The sequence below is a fragment of the Acinetobacter sp. YH12064 genome, from assembly GCF_013419735.1.
Lineage (GTDB): Bacteria > Pseudomonadota > Gammaproteobacteria > Pseudomonadales > Moraxellaceae > Acinetobacter > Acinetobacter amyesii.
Map to the genome: position 1 here is coordinate 168,092 of NZ_VOZP01000004.1, position 20,728 is coordinate 188,819.

General features: G+C 35.3%; 23 protein-coding genes and 1 pseudogene. 13 read left to right on the forward strand and 11 right to left on the reverse strand.

Annotation, left to right across the window (positions count from 1 at the left end):
- Window positions 1-83 precede the first annotated feature (83 nt).
- Window positions 84-1,004, reverse strand: a complete 921-nt coding sequence (argF, locus tag FTU13_RS05630; protein ID WP_078193464.1) for an ornithine carbamoyltransferase — start codon at window positions 1,002-1,004, stop codon at window positions 84-86.
- Between the two features lie 112 nt (window positions 1,005-1,116).
- Complete coding sequence (locus FTU13_RS05635; RefSeq protein ID WP_078188637.1) at window positions 1,117-1,770, reverse strand: TetR/AcrR family transcriptional regulator; 654 nt, start codon at window positions 1,768-1,770, stop codon at window positions 1,117-1,119.
- 239 nt (window positions 1,771-2,009) lie between these two features.
- Here FTU13_RS05635 and prpB point away from each other — a divergent pair, with 239 nt between their 5' ends.
- The gene (prpB, locus tag FTU13_RS05640; RefSeq protein ID WP_111883701.1) at window positions 2,010-2,894 is read left to right on the forward strand and encodes a methylisocitrate lyase; all 885 of its coding nucleotides are present in this window, start codon (window positions 2,010-2,012) and stop codon (window positions 2,892-2,894) included.
- A 3-nt stretch (window positions 2,895-2,897) separates the two neighbouring features.
- Window positions 2,898-4,034 (forward strand): 2-methylcitrate synthase, encoded by a 1,137-nt coding sequence (gene prpC / locus FTU13_RS05645; protein ID WP_078193462.1) that lies wholly within the window; start codon window positions 2,898-2,900, stop codon window positions 4,032-4,034.
- A gap of 64 nt (window positions 4,035-4,098) precedes the next feature.
- Here the strand turns inward: prpC and FTU13_RS05650 are convergent, their stop codons facing one another.
- Both FTU13_RS05650 and FTU13_RS05655 read right to left on the reverse strand, forming a co-directional pair.
- Window positions 4,099-4,716, reverse strand: a complete 618-nt coding sequence (locus tag FTU13_RS05650) for an aminotransferase (RefSeq protein WP_180106444.1) — start codon at window positions 4,714-4,716, stop codon at window positions 4,099-4,101.
- Window positions 4,717-4,794: 78 nt separating this feature from the next.
- On the reverse strand, window positions 4,795-5,271 hold the full coding sequence (locus FTU13_RS05655; RefSeq protein ID WP_168379808.1) for a CinA family protein: 477 nt from the start codon (window positions 5,269-5,271) through the stop codon (window positions 4,795-4,797).
- A gap of 236 nt (window positions 5,272-5,507) precedes the next feature.
- Here FTU13_RS05655 and FTU13_RS05660 point away from each other — a divergent pair, with 236 nt between their 5' ends.
- The 9 genes and pseudogenes from FTU13_RS05660 (at window position 5,508) to FTU13_RS05700 (ending at window position 10,721) form a co-directional block, all read left to right on the forward strand.
- Complete coding sequence (locus FTU13_RS05660; RefSeq protein ID WP_078190858.1) at window positions 5,508-5,738, forward strand: hypothetical protein; 231 nt, start codon at window positions 5,508-5,510, stop codon at window positions 5,736-5,738.
- Between the two features lie 1,192 nt (window positions 5,739-6,930).
- Window positions 6,931-7,140: a cold-shock protein gene (locus tag FTU13_RS05665; RefSeq protein WP_180102255.1), complete on the forward strand. Its 210-nt coding sequence runs from the start codon at window positions 6,931-6,933 to the stop codon at window positions 7,138-7,140.
- Between the two features lie 932 nt (window positions 7,141-8,072).
- Window positions 8,073-8,294, forward strand: a complete 222-nt coding sequence (locus tag FTU13_RS05670) for a transposase (RefSeq protein WP_067766975.1) — start codon at window positions 8,073-8,075, stop codon at window positions 8,292-8,294.
- Window positions 8,295-8,417: 123 nt separating this feature from the next.
- Complete coding sequence (locus FTU13_RS05675) at window positions 8,418-8,633, forward strand: cold-shock protein (RefSeq protein WP_067766972.1); 216 nt, start codon at window positions 8,418-8,420, stop codon at window positions 8,631-8,633.
- 3 nt (window positions 8,634-8,636) lie between these two features.
- Window positions 8,637-8,849, forward strand: a complete 213-nt coding sequence (locus tag FTU13_RS05680; RefSeq protein WP_078193454.1) for a hypothetical protein — start codon at window positions 8,637-8,639, stop codon at window positions 8,847-8,849.
- Window positions 8,850-8,903: 54 nt separating this feature from the next.
- Window positions 8,904-9,318 (forward strand): annotated as a pseudogene (locus FTU13_RS05685) (hypothetical protein).
- A gap of 106 nt (window positions 9,319-9,424) precedes the next feature.
- Entirely contained in the window at window positions 9,425-9,694 is a 270-nt protein-coding gene (locus FTU13_RS05690) for a hypothetical protein (protein WP_180128072.1), read from the forward strand.
- Window positions 9,695-10,061: 367 nt separating this feature from the next.
- Entirely contained in the window at window positions 10,062-10,271 is a 210-nt protein-coding gene (locus FTU13_RS05695) for a cold-shock protein (RefSeq protein ID WP_111883687.1), read from the forward strand.
- Window positions 10,272-10,583: 312 nt separating this feature from the next.
- Window positions 10,584-10,721 carry a hypothetical protein gene (locus FTU13_RS05700; protein WP_180127989.1) on the forward strand — a complete coding sequence of 46 codons (138 nt, stop codon included), beginning with the start codon at window positions 10,584-10,586 and terminating at the stop codon, window positions 10,719-10,721.
- Window positions 10,722-11,047: 326 nt separating this feature from the next.
- Here FTU13_RS05700 and FTU13_RS05705 read toward each other — a convergent pair whose 3' ends face one another.
- Both FTU13_RS05705 and FTU13_RS05710 read right to left on the reverse strand, forming a co-directional pair.
- Complete coding sequence (locus FTU13_RS05705; protein ID WP_078193451.1) at window positions 11,048-11,281, reverse strand: DUF2171 domain-containing protein; 234 nt, start codon at window positions 11,279-11,281, stop codon at window positions 11,048-11,050.
- 175 nt (window positions 11,282-11,456) lie between these two features.
- The gene (locus tag FTU13_RS05710; protein WP_180128070.1) at window positions 11,457-12,017 is read right to left on the reverse strand and encodes a lipocalin family protein; all 561 of its coding nucleotides are present in this window, start codon (window positions 12,015-12,017) and stop codon (window positions 11,457-11,459) included.
- Window positions 12,018-12,542: 525 nt separating this feature from the next.
- Here FTU13_RS05710 and FTU13_RS05715 point away from each other — a divergent pair.
- A complete protein-coding gene (locus FTU13_RS05715; RefSeq protein ID WP_180128068.1) occupies window positions 12,543-14,513 on the forward strand; it encodes a choline BCCT transporter BetT in 1,971 nt (656 codons plus the stop codon).
- 45 nt (window positions 14,514-14,558) lie between these two features.
- On the opposite strand, the gene FTU13_RS05720 is transcribed toward FTU13_RS05715, so the two are convergent.
- The 5 genes from FTU13_RS05720 to FTU13_RS05740 all read right to left on the reverse strand — a co-directional run bounded on the left by FTU13_RS05720 (window position 14,559) and on the right by FTU13_RS05740 (window position 18,954).
- On the reverse strand, window positions 14,559-16,637 hold the full coding sequence (locus tag FTU13_RS05720; protein ID WP_180128066.1) for a catalase: 2,079 nt from the start codon (window positions 16,635-16,637) through the stop codon (window positions 14,559-14,561).
- A 126-nt stretch (window positions 16,638-16,763) separates the two neighbouring features.
- Window positions 16,764-17,459, reverse strand: a complete 696-nt coding sequence (locus FTU13_RS05725) for a DUF421 domain-containing protein (RefSeq protein WP_180128064.1) — start codon at window positions 17,457-17,459, stop codon at window positions 16,764-16,766.
- Window positions 17,460-17,499: 40 nt separating this feature from the next.
- Window positions 17,500-17,790, reverse strand: coding sequence for a hypothetical protein (locus FTU13_RS05730; protein WP_218948340.1), 291 nt, complete (start codon window positions 17,788-17,790; stop codon window positions 17,500-17,502).
- A gap of 90 nt (window positions 17,791-17,880) precedes the next feature.
- A complete protein-coding gene (locus FTU13_RS05735; RefSeq protein ID WP_180128062.1) occupies window positions 17,881-18,291 on the reverse strand; it encodes a hypothetical protein in 411 nt (136 codons plus the stop codon).
- A 189-nt stretch (window positions 18,292-18,480) separates the two neighbouring features.
- On the reverse strand, window positions 18,481-18,954 hold the full coding sequence (locus FTU13_RS05740) for a CinA family protein (RefSeq protein ID WP_180128060.1): 474 nt from the start codon (window positions 18,952-18,954) through the stop codon (window positions 18,481-18,483).
- A gap of 247 nt (window positions 18,955-19,201) precedes the next feature.
- Here FTU13_RS05740 and FTU13_RS05745 point away from each other — a divergent pair, with 247 nt between their 5' ends.
- Complete coding sequence (locus tag FTU13_RS05745; protein WP_180128058.1) at window positions 19,202-20,599, forward strand: iron-containing redox enzyme family protein; 1,398 nt, start codon at window positions 19,202-19,204, stop codon at window positions 20,597-20,599.
- Window positions 20,600-20,728 lie beyond the last annotated feature (129 nt).

Sequence of the window (20,728 nt, forward strand, 5' to 3'; positions counted from 1 at the left end):
TCACTTATAAAAGTTATGGTTTTATTAAAGCATGCAAAAACAAAAAAAGCACCCGAAGGTGCTTCATTTATCTAAGTAAAACCTTAGTCTTTTTTAAGATTTTCGTTAATTAAGAATTCAACAAGTGCTTTTTGTGCATGTAAGCGATTTTCAGCTTCATCCCAAACCACAGCATTTTTGTGGTCAAGCATATTTTCAGAAATTTCTTCGCCACGATGCGCAGGTAAGCAGTGCATAAATAGGCAGTCAGCGTGAGCAAGATCCATCAGGCGTTCATTCACTTGATAATCAGCAAACGCTTTTTCACGAATTTTTTGCTCTTCTTCTTGGCCCATACTTGCCCAAACATCTGTCACGATTAAATCTGCATTAACTGCAGCATCTTCGGCAGAATCAACAAGTTCCACACAGTGTGCAAATTCAGATAGAAATTCTGCTTTAGGTTCATAGCCCTTAGGTGCAGCGATTTTTAATTTAAAGCCCCACATATGAGCAGCTTCAATATATGAGTTACACATATTGTTGCCATCACCAATCCAGGCAACCGTTTTACCTTCAATAGAACCACGGTGTTCAACAAATGTTTGAACATCGGCAAGTAATTGGCAAGGGTGGTGATCATCTGTTAATGCATTGATGACAGGAACTTTTGAATAAGAAGCAAAACGTTCAACAATGTCATGACCAAAAGTACGAATCATTACAATATCAAGCATGCTTGAAATCACGCGTGCAGAATCTTCTACTGGCTCGCCACGCCCTAATTGAGAGTCGCGAGATGAAAGGAAAATTGCACTACCACCAAATTGGCTCATTCCTGCTTCAAACGATACACGTGTACGGGTGCTCGATTTCTCAAAAATCATGCCCATGACTTTACCAACGAAAGGTTGGAAAACTTCATTGTTATGCTGTTTGCGCTTGAGTTCGATACCGCGCTGTACAATTTGATTAAGTTCTAAAGTCGATAAATCGCGTAAAGTTAGAAAGTGACGTAGAGCCATTGTTACTCCACAATAATTGCTGAATCAAAAAACAAAACAACAATTAGTTGTTGGTTGGTTAGAGAAAAAGGAATCGATTAATATACTATAAGAGAGGTAAATTGCAAAAAATCTAGCGCTTTTGGTGACCGTCTAGGAAACGATCGACGCAATAACTGATGTAATTGATGGTTTCTTGATCATTTTCATCAATGGTGATGCCCATGAGAACGCGCCATTCTAAATTTCGCAAAATTCCAAAATAAAATTGAGCCGAAAACAGCGGGTTTTCACAATACAGCAAACCGTGTTGATGCGCTTGATTTAAAATTTCTGCAACGGTGTTCTGAATTTGTTTTGGGCCTTGCTCATGAATATAACGTGCTATTTCAGGATTACGTCCTGTTTGTTCTAAGACTAACCGCATAAATGCCGCATTTTCAGGCATCACGATATGCTGATGAAAGTCACTTAAAGTATTGATGAGATAAGCACGAATATCGGTGTCAGGGCTCACCGTAAATGGTAGGCAAATATCTTTGAAAAATAAGCAGCGACGATAGTCACAAATGGCCTTAAATAATCCGTCTTTATTACCAAAATATTTATAGATTGACGCTTTTGAACCACCCGCATGGTTCACGATGTCATCTAATGAAACTGCATCAAACCCACGTTTTAAAAAAAGCTCCGTAGCACTTTCTAAAAGCGCAACACATCGTTCATGTCCGCGCCGCGTTTGTGGCTGGTCATGCGTTAAAGGTTCAATGTGTATTAAATCTTGCATAAAGTGATAATATTTAACAAAAAAAGAGCTGATTTGACGATAATTATAGCAAAAAATTCAGTACTTTTCTGCTTTGCTCATAAATAAGGGATCTTTGACTAAAGAATAACAACAGATAGGTGACAAGTGAAATATTTGACTAAAGTTTTAGAGTTAATATTCTACAAAGCCATAGAGTTGGAAAAAAATATGGATATACTCAAACTTCGAAAATTAAAGTAAATGCCGTGGAAAGGAATATGACACAACAAACGTCTGCAGGCTTAAGATTTAGACAAGCATTGGAAATCGAAAAACCATTACAAATCATTGGCACAGTAAATGCCTATGCAGCAATGATGGCAAAAGAAGTTGGCTATAAAGCCATATATTTATCTGGTGCAGGTGTTGCGAACTATTCATATGGTTTACCTGACTTAGGCATGACCAGTTTAGATAATGTTTTGGAAGATGTTCGTCGTATTACTGAACGTGTAGATACGCCATTGCTTGTCGATATCGATACAGGTTGGGGCGGTGCATTTAATATTGCCCGCACTGTGAAGCAAATGATTGCTGCGGGTGCAGCAGCGGTTCATATCGAAGACCAAGTGGCACAAAAGCGTTGTGGTCACCGTCCGAACAAAGAAATTGTGACGCAGCAGGAAATGGTTGACCGTATTAAAGCGGCTGTCGATGCAAAAACTGATTCAAACTTTGTAGTGATGGCACGTACAGACGCATTACAAAAAGAAGGTTTGCAAGCAGTGATCGACCGTGCATGTGCATGTGTAGAAGCAGGCGCAGATGCGATCTTTGCTGAAGCGATGACTGACATTACCATGTATAAAACAGTCTGCGATGCAGTCGGTGTCCCTGTACTGGCAAACATTACAGAGTTTGGTGATACCCCTTACTACACCAAAGAAGAACTAGGCGAGCAGGGTATTGCAATGGTGCTTTACCCATTATCACCAACACGTGCAATGCAAAAAGCGGCACTCGAAGTAATGCATGCGATCCGCAATGACGGTACACAAGTCAATGTACTAGATAAAATGCAGCAACGAAAAGAACTCTATCAATTCCTCGATTATCACACTTTTGAAAACACCTTAGATAAATTGTTCACTGAAGGAAAATAAAAAATGGCTGAAGGAAAAGTACTCACGGGCGCAGGACTGCGCGGACAAGTAGCTGGTAAAACTGCATTGTCAACTGTAGGCAAAAGTGGTGCGGGCTTAACCTATCGTGGTTATGACGTTCAAGATTTGGCAGAAAACTGTCAGTTTGAAGAAGTTGCGTATCTCATTTTCTTTGGTGAATTGCCAACAACAGAACAACTAGCAGCATACAAAGCCAAACTCAAATCATTGCGTCAATTGCCGCAAGCATTGAAAGAAGTATTGGAACGTATTCCTGCTGACTCGCACCCAATGGACGTGATGCGTACAGGCGTTTCAATGCTCGGTAACCTTGAAACTGAAAAATCATTCGATGAACAACAAGATGTTGCAGACCGTATTTTGGCAACGCTACCTGCGATCATCTGCTACTGGTATCGCTTCAGTCATGATGGCGTACGTGTAGAAGAAAACACCGATGATGATTCAATCGGCGCTCAATTCTTACATTTACTTCGTGGCGAAAAACCAAATGAATTGCATGAGCAAGTGATGAACGTGTCACTGATTCTGTATGCAGAGCATGAGTTTAACGCTTCAACATTCACAGCGCGTGTATGTGCATCAACATTGTCAGATATGCATTCATGTATCACAGGTGCAATTGGTTCACTTCGTGGCCCATTACATGGCGGTGCAAATGAAGCAGCAATGGAAATGATTGAAAACTGGACGTCTCCAGAAGAAGCTGAGCGAGAAATGCTAGGCAAACTTGAGCGTAAAGAAAAGATCATGGGCTTTGGTCATGCGATCTATAAAGACAATGACCCACGTAATGGCATTATCAAGAAATGGTCTGAACGCCTAGCAAAAGATGTCGGTGATACTGTACTTTATCCTGTATCAGTGCGCTGTGAAGAAGTGATGTGGCGTGAGAAGAAATTATTCTGTAATGCTGATTTCTTCCATGCATCTGCATATCATTTCATGGATATTGCAACTAAACTGTTTACGCCAATTTTCGTGATGAGCCGTGTAACGGGTTGGGCAGCACACGTGATGGAACAACGTGCGGACAATCGTATTATTCGCCCAAGTGCGGACTATACAGGTCCGGAATTACGTAAAGTTGTGCCAATTGCAGAGCGTTCTGCAGCATAATTTTAAGTGTAATAAAAAAGCCTCAAAAGAGGCTTTTTTATTATTTGTTATTTAATTTAACAATCTATTTGGATAGTAAAACTGGATCTTCAACGCTATATCCTGTTTCAAATGGAATCCCTAGATATTTAACAGTTACTAAATAAAAAGGCTTTTGCACTACACGATAAGTTTTAGAGATTTTTAAACCTTCTTTATAGGTCTCAGCCTTTTGTACAGCGCTTTTATACTGCGAATTTTTAACACGATATTGATAGGTCCATTTATCAATGGTTTCAGTGGGGTCATACCATGATTTTGCAGTGCCATTCATGGTTGTTAATACCTGTATTCGAGCATTATTGTTATTTACAGGTGTTAACTTGACTAAACGTTTTTTTATTTTCGCGATTTCTTTATCAAACTGGGTGCTGTCTTGATCGTAATCAATCCGTTTTGTCTTTGGATTAATATACAAAGACTTCACTGTAATTAATTGCGTCGGCTTTTGGCTATTTAATTGATAATAATATAATTGTGGTAAACGACCACGACCATCTTCAAAATGACGCATTAAATAGATTTTTTGATCTTTTTTATCAAAACCTAAAACCTCAATGGTTTGAGGGCCGCCTACCGTCGCGAAAGCAGAGCAGGACAGTAGGGTGCTAATTGCGAATGCATTGAAATGACGTAGCTGCATTTTCTTGTCCTGATAAGTAAATTCCTTAATACAGTATGCGATGCAAAATGATATTTAAATATGAAGATTATGTATGTTTTATTCTGCATTTAAGATGTCTAATACACTGTGAGCAACATTTTCAGTTAACTGATCTAGGCGTTCTAAAGCCGTACCTAAAATAAAATAGTGATAATTATAGATACGACCGTCATGTAAGATTGAAATATAAAATGTACCTTCGGGTTTTTCTACGGTTGCACTGCCACCAGGTTTGAGTAATCCAGTGCAGGCCACCACAAAGTCCGCATGTAAAAATAGTTGTTGTCCTTGCTCAGCCATCGCTTGAGTCACTTCTGCGGATTCGGCTGTAAATTTTTCTATTAGTAGAGGATCTACTTTTAAAATTTCACGCTTGATTGATGGATCATAGCTCACTAGTCCACCTAATAAGATATCTGCACCACTATTCTTATAAATTGAAAATTGACTACATAAATAACCAGAGCTTGCACTCTCGATAAACGCGATAGTCATGGATTTTTGTTCTAAAGCATCGCAACACTGTTTAAGCATGTGCTTACCCCAAAGTAGAATGGTGAATGATCATTAGTATTCTTAAAATTTTAGCATTGATTTCGCTCGCCTGTAATTTCACTAAAAGTCTAAGTTGGTACTGTGTGTGTTGTGGAATTCACGAAAATAGCGTGATTGTTTAGAAGCTGTACGAAAATATGAAATAAAGGTTTCTTCGGAAGGAAAACGATGTTAAAACTTAAAATAAAGAGCGTAACAAAAGTAGGTTTATTTCAATGAAAACGACTGTTAAATATGTAGTATTAAAAAGCCTAGACTATCAATTGGGCACGCCACTTTTTCAAGAAGAATTAGACGCAGATAGCCTGTATTTTGATCAAATTCCGGCTGTAATTCAGTATCAAAATCATCAATTCAAAGTGAAAAGCAAAGAGTTAAAGCGAGTTTATTTGGCGGAAGAAAATGAAGACATGCAAACCATTATTGTGAAAGTACTTGCCGTTTAATTTCGATCAATTTGTAGTATTAAAAATACAGTTCTCATTGAGTTGGGAGCTGTTTTTTTTGTATTTGACAGACTCAAATTTATATATAAATCTAGATTTAAAGGAGATATGTATTTTTAATGACCACTTGATCGTGTCGTCTTCGCTATTCGACTAACAGCTATTTAATCCCCCAGATATTATTTAGTATAATTTATCTGTTTTTTCATGGGGGGAAGAAATGATGGACTTATTTAAATTTCTAAAAAGCTTTAATACAACGGGCACTTATCTTTTAATTTCAACGATTTCGCTAGTATGCTTAGTTGTGTATTTCTATTTTATTAATCCAAAATGATCTAAGTTGGTTACCAACATCTTTGGCTTTAAATAAAAAGCTTAGTAAGTAAAACTACATAGTTAAATTTTTTATCAAAAATATTGATATAAATTTTTGAATAAATTTAAAATAGAGCTAATGGTTTTAATTCATTTGTGTATGGGTAAAGCCAAAACGATAGCAAGGTTTTTCTATGCAAGATTTTATGAAAGAAGAAGCGCCACGTACGAAAGATTTTGGACGTAGGTTTGTTCATCTAGGAATTATATTGCGGAATAAGACCTTACCGGTAGGTTTGTGCAACAAAGCCTTTAACGATATAAAAACTTTAATTTTTTAAAATTGTAAAAAAATAACTTTTAAGACTTTTAGGTTATGTATTTTAATTAAACTTAACAATGGTTTAGCTAGATATTTAAAATGGATAAAATTAATATCTTTAATTTACATTAATTTTTTATTTTTTTTTTTATTTCGCACTTTTTAAATTTATACAATTTAGTTAGATTTATAGAACAACAATTCTAAATCGAGCAATCAAAATGCCCAATCTATATGATCATCATGTTTTAAGGCAGATCTATGATTTTATAGTCGAACGGGAAGGATTCGAAAATTAACACCCTATAACCAAGCTATGGAGTTTTTCAAAGAACTTTCTCAAGGAGATCAATCGGACGTCATACAAACGGAGCCAAATATCCTTTATGGAAAATTTGGGAGCATATCTAAAATCAATCTTAGATTAGTACCCTTATTTCGAGAAAAGGATAAGTTCTTAAAATGGGCTTATGAGCAACTAAACTAACTAAATAACTTACTAAGTATTACTAAAGAGTATGAAATAACCAACTCAAACATTAGGAATAAAAAATGACTAACAATGCCAGTGGTATAGTGAAATGGTTCAATGAAGGTAAGGGATTTGGATTTATACAATCTGATAGTGGTGAAGATTTATTTGCACACTACAGTGAAATAAACATGAGCGGCTATAAAGCACTTAAAGAAGGCCAGCGTGTACAATTTGAAATTACTCAAGGAAAAAAAGGCCGACAAGCTAGCAATATCACAGTTATGTAAGGCAACTGTGTTGGGTTGCTAACCGCAGTTAATAAACATAAAAAATTTAGCCGTAAAAAATTTTTGAGGTTTCTCCATATGCGTAAAAGCTTCAAAATACTTATTACAATATTTCTATGTAGTTTAATCGTTGTCTGTTTTGTGGTTCATAGACAGAACACGGAAATAAGGTTAAGTGAAATGGAACGACTGGTTAAATAATATTTAAGCTCTTAAATTTAAATAATTAATTTAATATATCAGGGACCCTTAAAATGTTACAACTTCTAAAATGCTTGGTTGGTATTCATGGTGAGATGGTTACACGAAAGTGCTTTGATGGAAATTTAATTTTTTTGTCAGAGTTGTTTAAAAGTAAAGAAATAACGACTCAAAATAATTTAAAGTTTCAGAAAATCCCGCTAGGAAGTAGCGGGATTTTTTTGGTGACTATATGACAGACAAAGTACAGGCAAAACACGACTTAGAAATTTACATAAAGTATTGCAATGATTATCACACAAATATTGGATAGCTAGCAGGAAGAGAATATAAAAATCACAAATATAAATAAAATTGAAATAATTTTAGGTGAATATTAATATATCTGATATAGTGTGTTTGATCGAATCCGTAAGCGGAACGGTAGTGTTTGAGTTGTTAACGGAATTGCGTATTCCCTCCATTCTGATGTTCAAGCATCAAATTCAAACAGTTAACGCATAGCATGAATTCGCGTCATGCCGATCAAGGGAAGCCTGCAGCTATCCGTGGGTTTTCCTTAAATCATATTTTTAAGATAATGATTTAATTTTTATATCTTTTCTTAAATTTCATAGCTACTGTAAATATCATAAGTTTAAATTTTTCTTAAGTGAACAATCTCCAAAATTAAAGTTGGTTTTATTTTTAATACTATTCTGTTTACAAAAGCTCATTATATGAGTCAATAAATGAACATATCTAACGGCTGGACTACTGCTTCAGCAACTAACGGTGATGAAATTCGAGTGAATATTATTCCGTTAAAAAAAATTCAAAGCAATTTGAATGGTAAAACCTTAGTTGAAGTTGCTAAACAAGTTGTCCTAGAGTCAGGACAAAAGCTAACTTTAAATATTGATGGTAAATCTTTTTATACTGAACTAAATAAACTATATAAATTGTATTTTTAAACATTCACTCTCAAACCTAAACAGTTTAGAGCTAAATTTTTTAATTAAATTATTTATAGATTAACTATTTATTTTCTTAATTTTTGAAGAACTCTAAATTAAATATTATTAAAGGAAATTATTATGTCAAATTTAACTACAGGTACTGTTAAGTGGTTTAACGATACTAAAGGCTTCGGTTTCATCGCGGCTGATAATGGCGAAGAAGTTTTTGCTCATTTTTCTCAAATCATTTCAGGTGGTTTCAAATCACTTGCTGAAGGTCAGCGTGTACAATTTAGCGTATCAAAAGGTCAACGTGGTTTCCAAGCGAGTGAAATCGTTGGGATTGATGGCTAATACATGGAAACTTTATTAAACAAAGTAATGTTAGATGTGGTTGATCAACATGGCGCTGTCTATACACTAGAAGCTATGTGCGAAAAGTCATCTGATGAGCCAAATAGTTTTGGGGATTGCGTCCGTTATCTAAATATAGATGATGAAATAATTAAGCCTAGCTTTGATATGCATTTCTACAGTGATAAAACTGGAAAAATATTTAAGTTATTTTAATTTTTATATGCAATTAAATTAACCTCCTCCGGGAGGTTTTTTATTGGGTGAAATATGGAGCCTGATGTATATAAAGCGCTAACCAAAAAGATACCTCCCAAAAAGAAACCACGCACCAGGCCATTACCTAAAGCCAGTGAAAAATACTTTGAAGCATTCGAGCGACTAAAAGAAATATTAGACCAAATGGAAATGAAATTTGAGGAATACTTTCATTTCAAAAGTACCAAACATTGGCTTTTTGATCTTCACCTTATTGAATACCGAGTGTTTATTGAAATTGCTGGTGGTCCGTGGTCCGTGGTCGGGTGGTCGTAAGGGTAAACTAGCAACAAAGGCTTGGAGTATGGATCGTTACGATCATGCTGAAGAATTGGGGTATCGATTTCACAGGTTTGAATTAGCTGATATCAATATGGGGCGTGCAACGGTCTGGTTAAAAGCTTTAAAAAAAGATGAATTATTATAAGTTAGATATTTCAAAGCTTATTGTTTCAGGATGTTTGATTACTTTAACTTTCTCATAATATCCGTTAGTTTTGGATTTCAACCTTAACAATTATGAGAAGAAAGTCATGAATAAAAATTTTGAATTACATGTTTTAAGCCAGATTTATGATTTTCTAATAGAGCGAACTGAACATTCACAGCAAGGTTTGCATAACAATGTTCTTGAGTTTTTTAAAGAACTGAATTTAGGTAATGACAATGATTTTGAAATTGTTGATCCTAAAAAGATTGCGGGTAAATTTGGAGCAGTGAGTTTTATTCACTTAATCAATGTACCAAACTTTCATGATAAAGATAAATTTTTAAAATGGGCATACACGCAGTTGAATCGATAGTTCATATCAATATGCTTTAAAGATATATTTTGAATACATATTTTGATTAAAGTGTTTTATAATTTACTGGCTCATATCAGCGCAAATGAATTGGGTGAAGCCTCACATGTATATGTGGGGCTTTTTTCATTCAATTTATGGAAAATGTGAATGATCGAATATTACAATCTTTATCTGATTATTACCTTAATATGAGGGATATTTATCACTTTTGTGCGTAATTGCAAAATAAAACAAGAACTTGATTCACATAGATCTAACAGTTGTATCCTCATATTTAAGGATTATTGGTTATATTGAATATGCTTGTTAATTAATCAATATTTACAGCAATTTCTAAACTGATAATTACTTAAAGGGAATATGAATGTCTAATTTAACAAACGGTACAGTGAAGTGGTTCAACGGTACAAAAGGTTTTGGATTTATTGCTTCCGATACTGGTGAAGAATTATTTGCACACTATAGTGAAGTACGAATCGATGGCTATAAAGTACTAGAGGAAGGTCAGCGTGTAATGTTTGAAATTACAAATGGCAAGAAAGGCAAGCAAGCCAGCAATATCCAAATTCTCTAAAAAAATATTTACTAAACATGTAATGACATGTCATGTCTTGACCCGTCAATAATTGACGGGTTTTTGTCATTAATTGCCATTAAGTTTTAATATTTAAATGCTTAATTTAATTAAATGAAAACTACATGATAAGAGCAATAAAAAATGGCCTTTACAAGACTACAAGTACTGATTGGCGGACTAATTATAAGTGTGTTGATTTCTTCTGTGTGGATTTACCATGAAAAGAAGAAACAACGACGGGAAGAAATTCAAAAAATCATCATCGAAGCTAGAGCAGGATTAAGTCACGCTCAATAATAGGAGCTAAACTTGGAATACTTTAGACCATTCCCACCTTCAGATCTGATTGATCAGGCCGAGGAAGAAGACGCCATACGTCTAGCACCAGCACAAGAATTATTGGCCTGGGTGAAAGATAATTATTTGAATGTAGGGATAACTTCATAATCTAGACAATCATTAATATATGAAAATCTTTATTTAAAGACTTTCTTATTATTTATCTCATCAATGATTTTCATAAATTTACACAGTAATCGTCATGCTTTGTTAGTGTAGAGTTTTAACAAATATATAGGCCTAAAGTATGAAAACGTTAGCCATTATAAGCGTGGTATTCGTATTGGGGCTGGTAGGTTGCCAGCAAAAAGACAGCAATGAAAATGAAGAGACGACAACACCTCATACATTTGATAAAGACTAACTTCCTCCAATGATTATTACAGCAGATATGAAAAAACCCTCATTAAGAGGGTTTTTTTAGGATTAGGGTTTTAAGCTTCAATCCAATTATCTTTAACTTCTTGAGAGTCTTTAGTCAGTACAATTTTATTGTCTGTAATTTCACCAACCCATGAAACTGGAATTAAGTGGTGATGACCATCACCATGCTTAGTCAGTTTAATTTGATCCGAACCTTGCAAGTGGTCTACTTCACCAACTTTAGTCCCACATGAAGCAATTACATCTGCATGGCTCTTAATATTTTCAACATTAATAGTAGTCATTAGAATATTATCCTCTTTCAATGTGAGTGAGCATTCAGCCTATCGTAAATAGACGCTGATATCAGGGATTGAAATAGAAGGGATACAAAGGGCCTTATATTCTTACGTTCATGGCCAGATAAATTACATTGTATTATTTAGAAATAAGTCCCCATGATGGGGACTTATTGGATTATTACTTATGCTTAGTCTTAATCAGATCTGATAAATCAAAACCGATGGATTTTGCATAATCTAAGTATTCATCAACAGTGGCCTGGTCAGGGTTAGCAGTTCTGCTGAGTACCCAAAGATATTTTTTATTTGGTGACCCAACTAATGCAGTTTGATAGTCATCATCAATTTTTAGAACCCAATAATCACCACGGCCTACTGGCAACCAACGAATTGCTTTTGGTAAAAAGCTCACTTTAAGTTTCGAGTTGGCTGGCGCATTCTGAACATATGCTTCACCAATTGATTGGTTAAGTTTGCCGTCTGCACTATAGCAACTATTATCTACTTTCACGTTACCATTTTCATTTAAAGAATATTTAGCAGTGACGTTGTAATCACATTTTTTCTGGAAATATAGCGGCTTACGTGCAATTTCATGCCATGTACCAAGATATTTATTTAAATCTACCTTTGATACCGCTTGGACTTCCGTAGTGTTTGCATTTGCAGTTGAGAGCATTGAACCAGCTATAAGTACTGCACCACCAGCTAAAAGGAGCTTACGGGTTTTTGAATTCATGTTATAAGCCTACTTTAATTTGAAAGTGAATTAATTACTATAAATTGCTTTTAAGGTCATTTTGTTTTTTTATGTATTAAGTATTTGATCTTTAATCATTGTTTAACTTTTCAAGTTTTATTAATCCTTTTACTACCATTTTTAACAGATAAAATAATATTACTTATATAAGCCCAAAAACTAAGTGAAAAAATGCTTACATTAAGCAAAATTATAATTACTTTCTAAGAACTCACTTACTTCTAAAGCACTTCAAGAGAGTATTGAATAAGAAAATTAATTGACGAAATAAATAGTTTAGTAATGGTCTTAATTTGCTTTACTACTTAATATTGGATTATATATCTAAAAATATGATAACATGCTCAAACTCTAAACAACGGCTTTGAACGAGTCAGCTTTAAATTTTCAAACGAAAATGAAAATGCCAGCACTTTTCAATACAAGCCTGTTTCTTTCGCAAGTAGCGGATATCTCTTTGATCAATTTAGATCTGTCTTACAAATAAAACGGAATAGGGAAGGTATGTCTTCATTGAAACCGTCATGGTATTCCAATGTGAATCCAAATGTGTTTATTAGCACAGTTGTTATTATCGGCATTTTTATTGCCATTGTATTTTTAGCTCCCAATGCTTTTGATTTAATAACTAAACAACTGAATCAATGGGTTACAAACTCATTCAGTTGGTTCTATGTACTATCTGTAGCCATTTTTCTCTTAGTGCTTATTTATATTGCCTGTTCAAATATGGGTAAAATTAAACTTGGTTTAGACCATAGCCAGCCAAAGTTTAGTAATAGCTCTTGGTTCGCTATGCTATTTACAGCTGGTATGGGCATTGGCTTAATGTTCTTCGGCGTCGCGGAACCAGTGATGCACTATGTTTCACCTCCAACTGGTGAACCTGAAACAATTCAATCAGCGCAGCAAGCCATGCGTGTAACATTCTTTCATTGGGGACTTCATGCTTGGGCAATTTACACAATTGTTGGCTTGGCGTTAGCTTACTTTGCATATAGACATAATCTACCACTAAAAATTCGCTCTGCTTTATACCCGCTCATTGGAAAGAAAATTTATGGTCCAATTGGAGATGGTGTGGATACTTTTGCGACCATCGGTACAGTATTTGGTGTCGCAACGACATTAGGTTTTGGTGTAACCCAAATTAACTCTGGCTTAAATTATTTATTCGGAATTGAATATTCAACGACGACGCAGCTTATTTTAATTGTCATTGTTACAGCTATGGCATCTTTATCTGTATTTATAGGCTTAGACAAGGGTATTAAACGATTATCAGAGATTAATCTGGGCTTAGCTTTAGTGCTGTTGCTATTTGTATTTTTTGCTAGTTCAAGCATTTTTATATTGCAAACGACTATCCAAAACACGGGGCAATACATTTCAAATTTGTTCAATATGACCTTTAATTTATATGCCTACCAGTCTGATGGTTGGATCGGTGGTTGGACAATTATGTACTGGGCATGGTGGATTTCATGGTCGCCATTCGTAGGTATGTTTATTGCGCGTGTGTCTGAAGGACGTACTATTCGTGAGTTTATTGTAGGGGTTTTACTTATTCCAACAGGCTTCACGCTGATCTGGATGGGAGTCATGGGGAATGCTGCACTCTATAGTATTTTAAATGAAGCGAACACCTCGCTGATTTCTGCAGTGCAACGAGATTCATCCGTTGCGTTATTTGAATATTTAGGGACTTTGCCATTCTCAGGCTTGATGAGTTTTGTTGCGACTATACTGGTTATGCTATTTTTTGTGACGTCGGCAGACTCAGGGGCTTTAGTTACAGACTATCTAACTGCAAAATCTGAAAACTCTCCAACTTGGCAGCGATTGTTTTGGACAACGTTAATGGCTGTACTTGCGATTGTTTTGTTGTTCGCTGGAGGTTTAGGTGCTTTGCAATCTGCAACAATGTTGAGTGCATTACCATTCACCTTCGTAATGCTTTTAATTTGCTGGGGCTTAGTCAAGGCTCTACATTTAGATGCAACCAAGATGCAAGCATTACAGGATGCGCGTATTACGCCTAGAGCAATTCATAATCCGAGAAGTTGGCAGCAACGTTTAGGATTGATTATGCATTATCCGCATACACGTAAAGAAGTTGAAGATTATATTGAAAAAACGGTAAGCCAGGCATTTTTAAATCTACAGAAAGAGTTTAAGCGTCGTCATTTAGATGTGACAGTAAACACGATAGATGATGGCTTGCAGCTACGTGTAAACCATCAAGATGAGATTAACTTTATTTACCAAGTGGTTGTTCAAGAAAAAAATACACCAAGTTTTATGACTGATTCAGATGAAATTACGCAAGATTACCAAGCTGAAGTGTTTTTGAGGGAAGGTGGTCAAAATTATGACATCATCGAATGGACGCAAGAAGATATTTTGCAAGATGTTATTGATCAATACGAACGTCATCTACATTTTTTAAATCTAGTTCGAACCAAGAACCAATAGATAAAAAAACCGCCCAGAAAGGCGGTTTTTTTATTCATAGTTAAATTAGGCCGGTATAGAAGCAACCTTATCTTCACGGTCCCAATAACGGTGATTCTGTATCGCTGTTTTAAATTGATCACTGACATCTTTGAAACTTTGTGAAGTGAAAAGCGCAGCATCTTGAGTCAGATTAAGCTCTTTAATTAAAGCCTCTTTATCACCCAATAAAACTATAGGTTTAAGATGCTTAAATGTTTCTAAAACATAGTGTTTAGCTACACCATCATTCAAGAACTCATCTAAATTATTACCATCAATAACAACGACAGCATCGTAGGTGACTGAAGGTTCGCCATTCTGACGTCCATCAACTGCAATTTCTTTACCATCGTTAGATTTCACCGGCGCTGCATTAGGGGCTAAAACTTCAACTACAGCGCTTTCTGAATCGCCCCAAGTCTTAATTGCATCGATAGAGGAAGCATTAGCACCGTTGTGTACCAACAGAGCAATTTTTCGTTGCTTAATATTAGATGCAGGGTATGCCAATGTACTTAAGTGATCAGATTTAGCGATGGCAGCTTTCTTAACCGATTTACTTTGCTTAGTTGGAGCATCTAACCCCAATTCATTTGCAACAAATTGAGCTAAATCCAAGTCAATATTTGCAAGCACCTCATTTACGACCCGTTCCCTAATTTCAACAGCTTTCACTTTTGAAAGTTCAAATGCATAGGCATCCTTTATATGTTGCTGTTCGTGCTTAGCAAGACTTTGGTAATGCATGGTCGCTTGCGAGAAATGATCTGCGAAGCTTTCTGGTCGGATTCTTAACTTGCTGCCTTGGATTTCTTCAGGATGGGTCCGAAATGCATGCGGATCATTATTAGATTCTCTAGGCCAATTTTCATCTACAGAGTTAGGCTCATAATTCGCTTTACCTTTATAAACTTCATGGTTTGCATAGCCGCCACGTCGATTAGTATGGAAGGGGCAGACTGGTTTATTAATTGGAATTTGATTAAAGTTTGCAGTACCTAAACGGTGCAAATGGGTATCTGTATAGCTGAACAAACGACCTTGTAATAAAGGGTCATTACTAAAATCAATTCCTGAAACAATATTGGCTGGACTGAAAGCAACTTGCTCTGTTTCAGCAAAGAAATCATCTGTATTTCGATTTAGAGTAAATTTACCTAGTGGAGTAATAGGTACGAGCTCTTCAGGTACCAATTTTGTAGCATCTAAAACATCAAAGTCCCATTGAGCCGCTTCTTCTTCAGTAAAGATCTGTGCCCCTAATTCCCACTCAGGATAATTGCCACGTTCAATGGCATCCCATAGATCGCGACGATGGAAGTCGGGATCTTTACCATTAAGCTTTAAGGCCTCATCCCAAACGACTTGGGCAACACCTTGTTTCGGTGTCCAGTGGAATTTAACCAAATGCGCCTGATTATCTTTGTTAATTAATCTGAAGGTATGTACACCAAAACCTTGAATCGATCGTAAATTCCGTGGGATAGCACGATCTGACATCACCCAGGTTGTCATATGAGAGGCTTCGGTATTTAAAGAAATAAAATCCCAAAAAGTATCATGCGCAGATTGACCGGTTGGAACTTCATTCGGATCTTCAGGCTTTACAGCGTGGACAAAGTCAGGGAACTTGATTGCGTCCTGAATAAAAAATACAGGAATGTTATTACCGACTAAATCGTAGTTTCCATCTTCGGTATAAAACTTAATGGAAAACCCGCGTACATCACGGACTACATCAGCTGATCCGCGTCCGCCTTGCACTGTAGAAATTCTGACAAAGATTGGTGTTGGATTTTGAGTATTAGTCAAAAATTTAGCCTTAGTCCATTTTTCGTTGCCTTCATAAGCTTCAAAATAACCATGCGCTCCAACACCACGAGCATGCACTACACGCTCAGGGATACGTTCACGGTCAAAGTGAATTAACTTATCTCGTAAGAGAAAATCTTCTAACAGAGTAGGACCAGTCTGATTTATTTTTAAGCTATTTTGATTGTCAGCTACAGGTACACCCAAAGATGAGGTCAGTGTTTTGCCTTTAGGGTCTACATATGCCTCTTTTTCAAACTGATCAATTTTAGGATTATTTGATTTTTTCATGAGCTACATCCCTTTGTCTGATGTTATTTAGTACATGTGCTAGATAAGGTTTTGCTATTGCATAAAGCTAATATAGACAATAAAGATGCTTGGCAAAATTAAAGTAAAAAATTGTCTATTTTACGTTCAATCTGATGATTGATTGGAGCTACTTTCACAATAAAAAGCAGATTCAGCCCAGCGGTCACATTTGCAGCGGGGGCACTGAGCATTTAGAGAACTAATAAATTGTGTTTGACCACACAGCATGCACGAATAGTATTTTTTGGAATCAAAACGCTGTGCTTTTTGGTAGTGATCAGGAAAAATTGGTAGTCCCCATTTGATATTATCTTTGGCATAAGGGATTACACTTAGACACCCATCTGTTTCAAGTAAGGCTGATTTGACTTGCCCTAAGTGTTCTATTTTGTTTTGCCTTAACTCAGCAAAAAATTCGTCATATGAATACTTTTCCTGTTTGATATCTTCAACAATCAATAAGCCATCTTTGACGATATACATTGGCCTACCTTCTAACATGGTTTCAAATGAATCTGATTTCATGATGAGGTAAGTAGTTAATCTATATAGAAGAATAATGACTGCAAACACAATGAGTGCTTGAATGATGGGGATATCATCATTAAACATGGGATCGCCAGCTGCAGAACCCAAACTTAAGATAATTGCTAACTCAAATACTGAAAGTTGCCTGACACCTCTTTTACCTGAAAATCTTAAAAAAATAATAATTAAGATAAACATAATGATGCATCGGAAAATAATTTCCAATGCAAAAGTAAAAGAAGTGTCATGCAGAATTATTTTTATGAAGTCCATGCTTAATACATTTTTTGAATTTTAGTTTATAAGTTGTTGTTTACATCTTGTCCCAAGCATCCTTAATTGCATGCTTAGCATGTTCCCATTTCAAGCGAGAATCTGCTTTAAACTCTTCCCATTTGGTTTGTAAATCCGGCTCAGAATCTTCGAAACGCGCATTTTCACCGTATAAATGACGTTCGCGCTCACCAAGCTCATAAGCTGACCTTAGATCACGGTCATAATCTATATCTGGCACTTCGCGTTGCAGATCCCCATAGTACGGTCTATTGGAGTAATCCGTGCGCCAGTCATGATGTATTGGATGTTCATTTTGATGGTCGTTCATAGTAATAACTCCGATAAATTATTTAATAAATTGCAAAAGTAGTGATCCCTGAGCTACTTCTGCAAATAAAAATTAATGTTGTTACTTTGACTATTGGTCTTGCTGATCATTCTGCTGACGCTGTTGATCAGATTGCTGATTTTGTTGGCGTTGGGGTTGCTGCTGCTGTTGCTGACCATTCTGCTGACGCTGTTGATCAGATTGCTGATTTTGTTGGCGTTGGGGTTGCTGCTGCTGTTGCTGATCATTCTGCTGACGCTGTTGATCAGACTGCTGATTTTGTTGGCGTTGGGGTTGCTGCTGCTGTTGCTGACCATTCTGCTGGCGCTGCTGATCAGATTGTTGATTTTGTTGATGTTGGGGTTGCTGCTGTTGTTGCTGATCATTCTGCTGACGCTGTTGATCAGACTGCTGATTTTGTTGGTTTTGAGGTTTTTGAGTATCGCCACGTTGGTGCTGTAAGCGAGTATCATTATTTTGATCTTGGTTATAATTAGACATAATACTGTTCCTTTAAAGATTAATTAGATAATCTACTCAATTACAGTAGATCATTTATTATTAACATGAATATTGCTAATATGATTATTAAAGATGTTACATAATCTTTATTAAGTTTCAATTTGTTTAAAAGTAATACTTTGGGGGTTGTTTTATATACATAAATAGTTATTTTTTAATTACATGAAACTAACAATAATAATTTTTTAATATTTTAGTGAGTGACTTGCATAGAGCTTTATATAGTATTTTTAATTTTTTGATAGGCTTACCTTTAGTTAAAATTTCGAAATTATAAAATTTTTTCTTAAAATAAATGCAATAGAAAAAAGTACCTACAGGTTTCTTTTTGTTTTCGGATCCTCCACGCTTTAAAAGTCCAGTGCAAGATATATAAATATCTGATTTGAATAATTTTTTTCCATTTACAATCATTTGAGTGGTTACTTCTGGGGATTCAGCAGTATATTTATCTATAAGTGATTGTTTTATATTTAAAATACGTTTCTTGAATAGTAAGTCATAACTAACAATAGAACCATCCAGAAGTATTCCAGAGTTTTTATCTTGTGAAATTCTATATGCTAAATAACCTGCACTCGCACTTTCAAATAGCGTTATCGATAGGGATTTTTTAGAAATAAAGTCAAAAATTGATTTCATATAAATTATCCTATGAATATTTTATAAAAGAATCATAATTGATATTTAAATATGAATATGTGAATTAAGTCACATCAAAAAAATGTTACTTTTTAAAAACTTGTTAAAAATTATGCTAAAGGTGTGTTTTATATATTAAAATTTTTAAAATATTACATTGCGTTAAATTTTATTAAAAAAAATTAACAAATACTACTTATTTTCTGAACTATGGTTAAGAAGAATCATTTACCGCGTGAGAATTATAATGCCTACAGCAGTAAAAGAAAGAATCTTAAATTTAATAACCAAAGATCATCAGAAATATTTCGAAATTGTTGAGTTCTTCTTAGATGCTTCAATACCTAATTCTGCCAAAGAATTAAAGGCATTTAAGGTTTTAGAGAATGAAATTATAACTCTCGAACACATTGATGAGATGCCAAATGAGATAGACCATCTTGTCGATTGGATTCATCATAATAACCGTACACAGTGTGAATATTATAAAGAATATCTAGATAGAAGAAAGCAAGGTGGAGGAAGAGAGTATTTTTCATCAGTTAGTAAAGCTTATGAGTTTTTATACAAGGTTGCACCCACAAAAAAAGTGGATGGTTCATGGCTATATAGCTTTACTCAGTATTGGAATGATCCAGTATTTAGAGATTTTATTCAGATATATTTAGAGGAACTTGGTCTCGGTTCAGAAAAAGCCAATCACGTGAGAATGTACGACAACCTACTACTGGCACATGGTTTGAATCAACTATCTTTAAACTTATCTGATGCCTATTACCATCAGGCAGCAATACAGCTTGCGCTTGCATATGCACCTTCAGAGTTTATACCAGAGATAGCAGGTTTTAATTTAGGCTATGAACAACTTCCTTTACATTTGCTAATTAGCAATTACGAGTTAAAAGAACTTGGAATTGATGCACACTATTTTAATGTTCATATCACGATAGATAATTTTGATAATGGGCATGCGCACCTTGCGACCAATGCCATTAAAAAACTTGCTACAAGGTACAGATCTAAAGAAGAGTTCATTCGTAAACTCAAAATCGGCTATCTCCTAAATAACAAAGGAATGAGTTCAGTTCAGATAATTAAAAATTTAAGCACTGAAAAGATGGTGCTAGAAATATTTAAGAAAAAGGCGATCGTTGGTAAACACATGCATAGCAATAAGTGCATGTTTAATAATAAAACAACGAATGAATGGCTGTCTGAAGATGATAGTGTTGAAGAGTTTATTTTTGAACTTGTCCGTATGGGCTGGATAAAATTGAATCGACCACCTGAAGAGAGTAGGTTTTGGCAGATGATTCACGACGAAGACGGTAAAATGTTTGGAGTGTTTAATGCTGTTGAAAAAACTTTTATTTATGACTGGATTGCAGGTAAATCAGTAGATTCCAAACAATATCAAGTAAATAATGAGTTTGTAAAAAACTTCCTAGAGACCAATTCATTTAGTTATTTAGCGAACCATGAAATGGCTGAGCTTAAGAAACAATTTGATGGAAGTACGAATACAGGATACAAGATCAACAAACTTCTAAAGTATTTAGCACCTCATATGCATCATCAAGAAATTGGTTTATGGAGTACCCAGCGTATCGTAGAGAGTTTATTTCCATCTCTAGCCAGCCAATAAAATAAATACTCCAAAAGATTTATAACTTTCATCGTCAAAAATAACCGCCTTCGGGCGGTTTTCTTTCATGCGAAAAACAGTGATAAAATAGTGAAAATTAATGAGTTTTTAAAGCAGTCTACAAAAAAT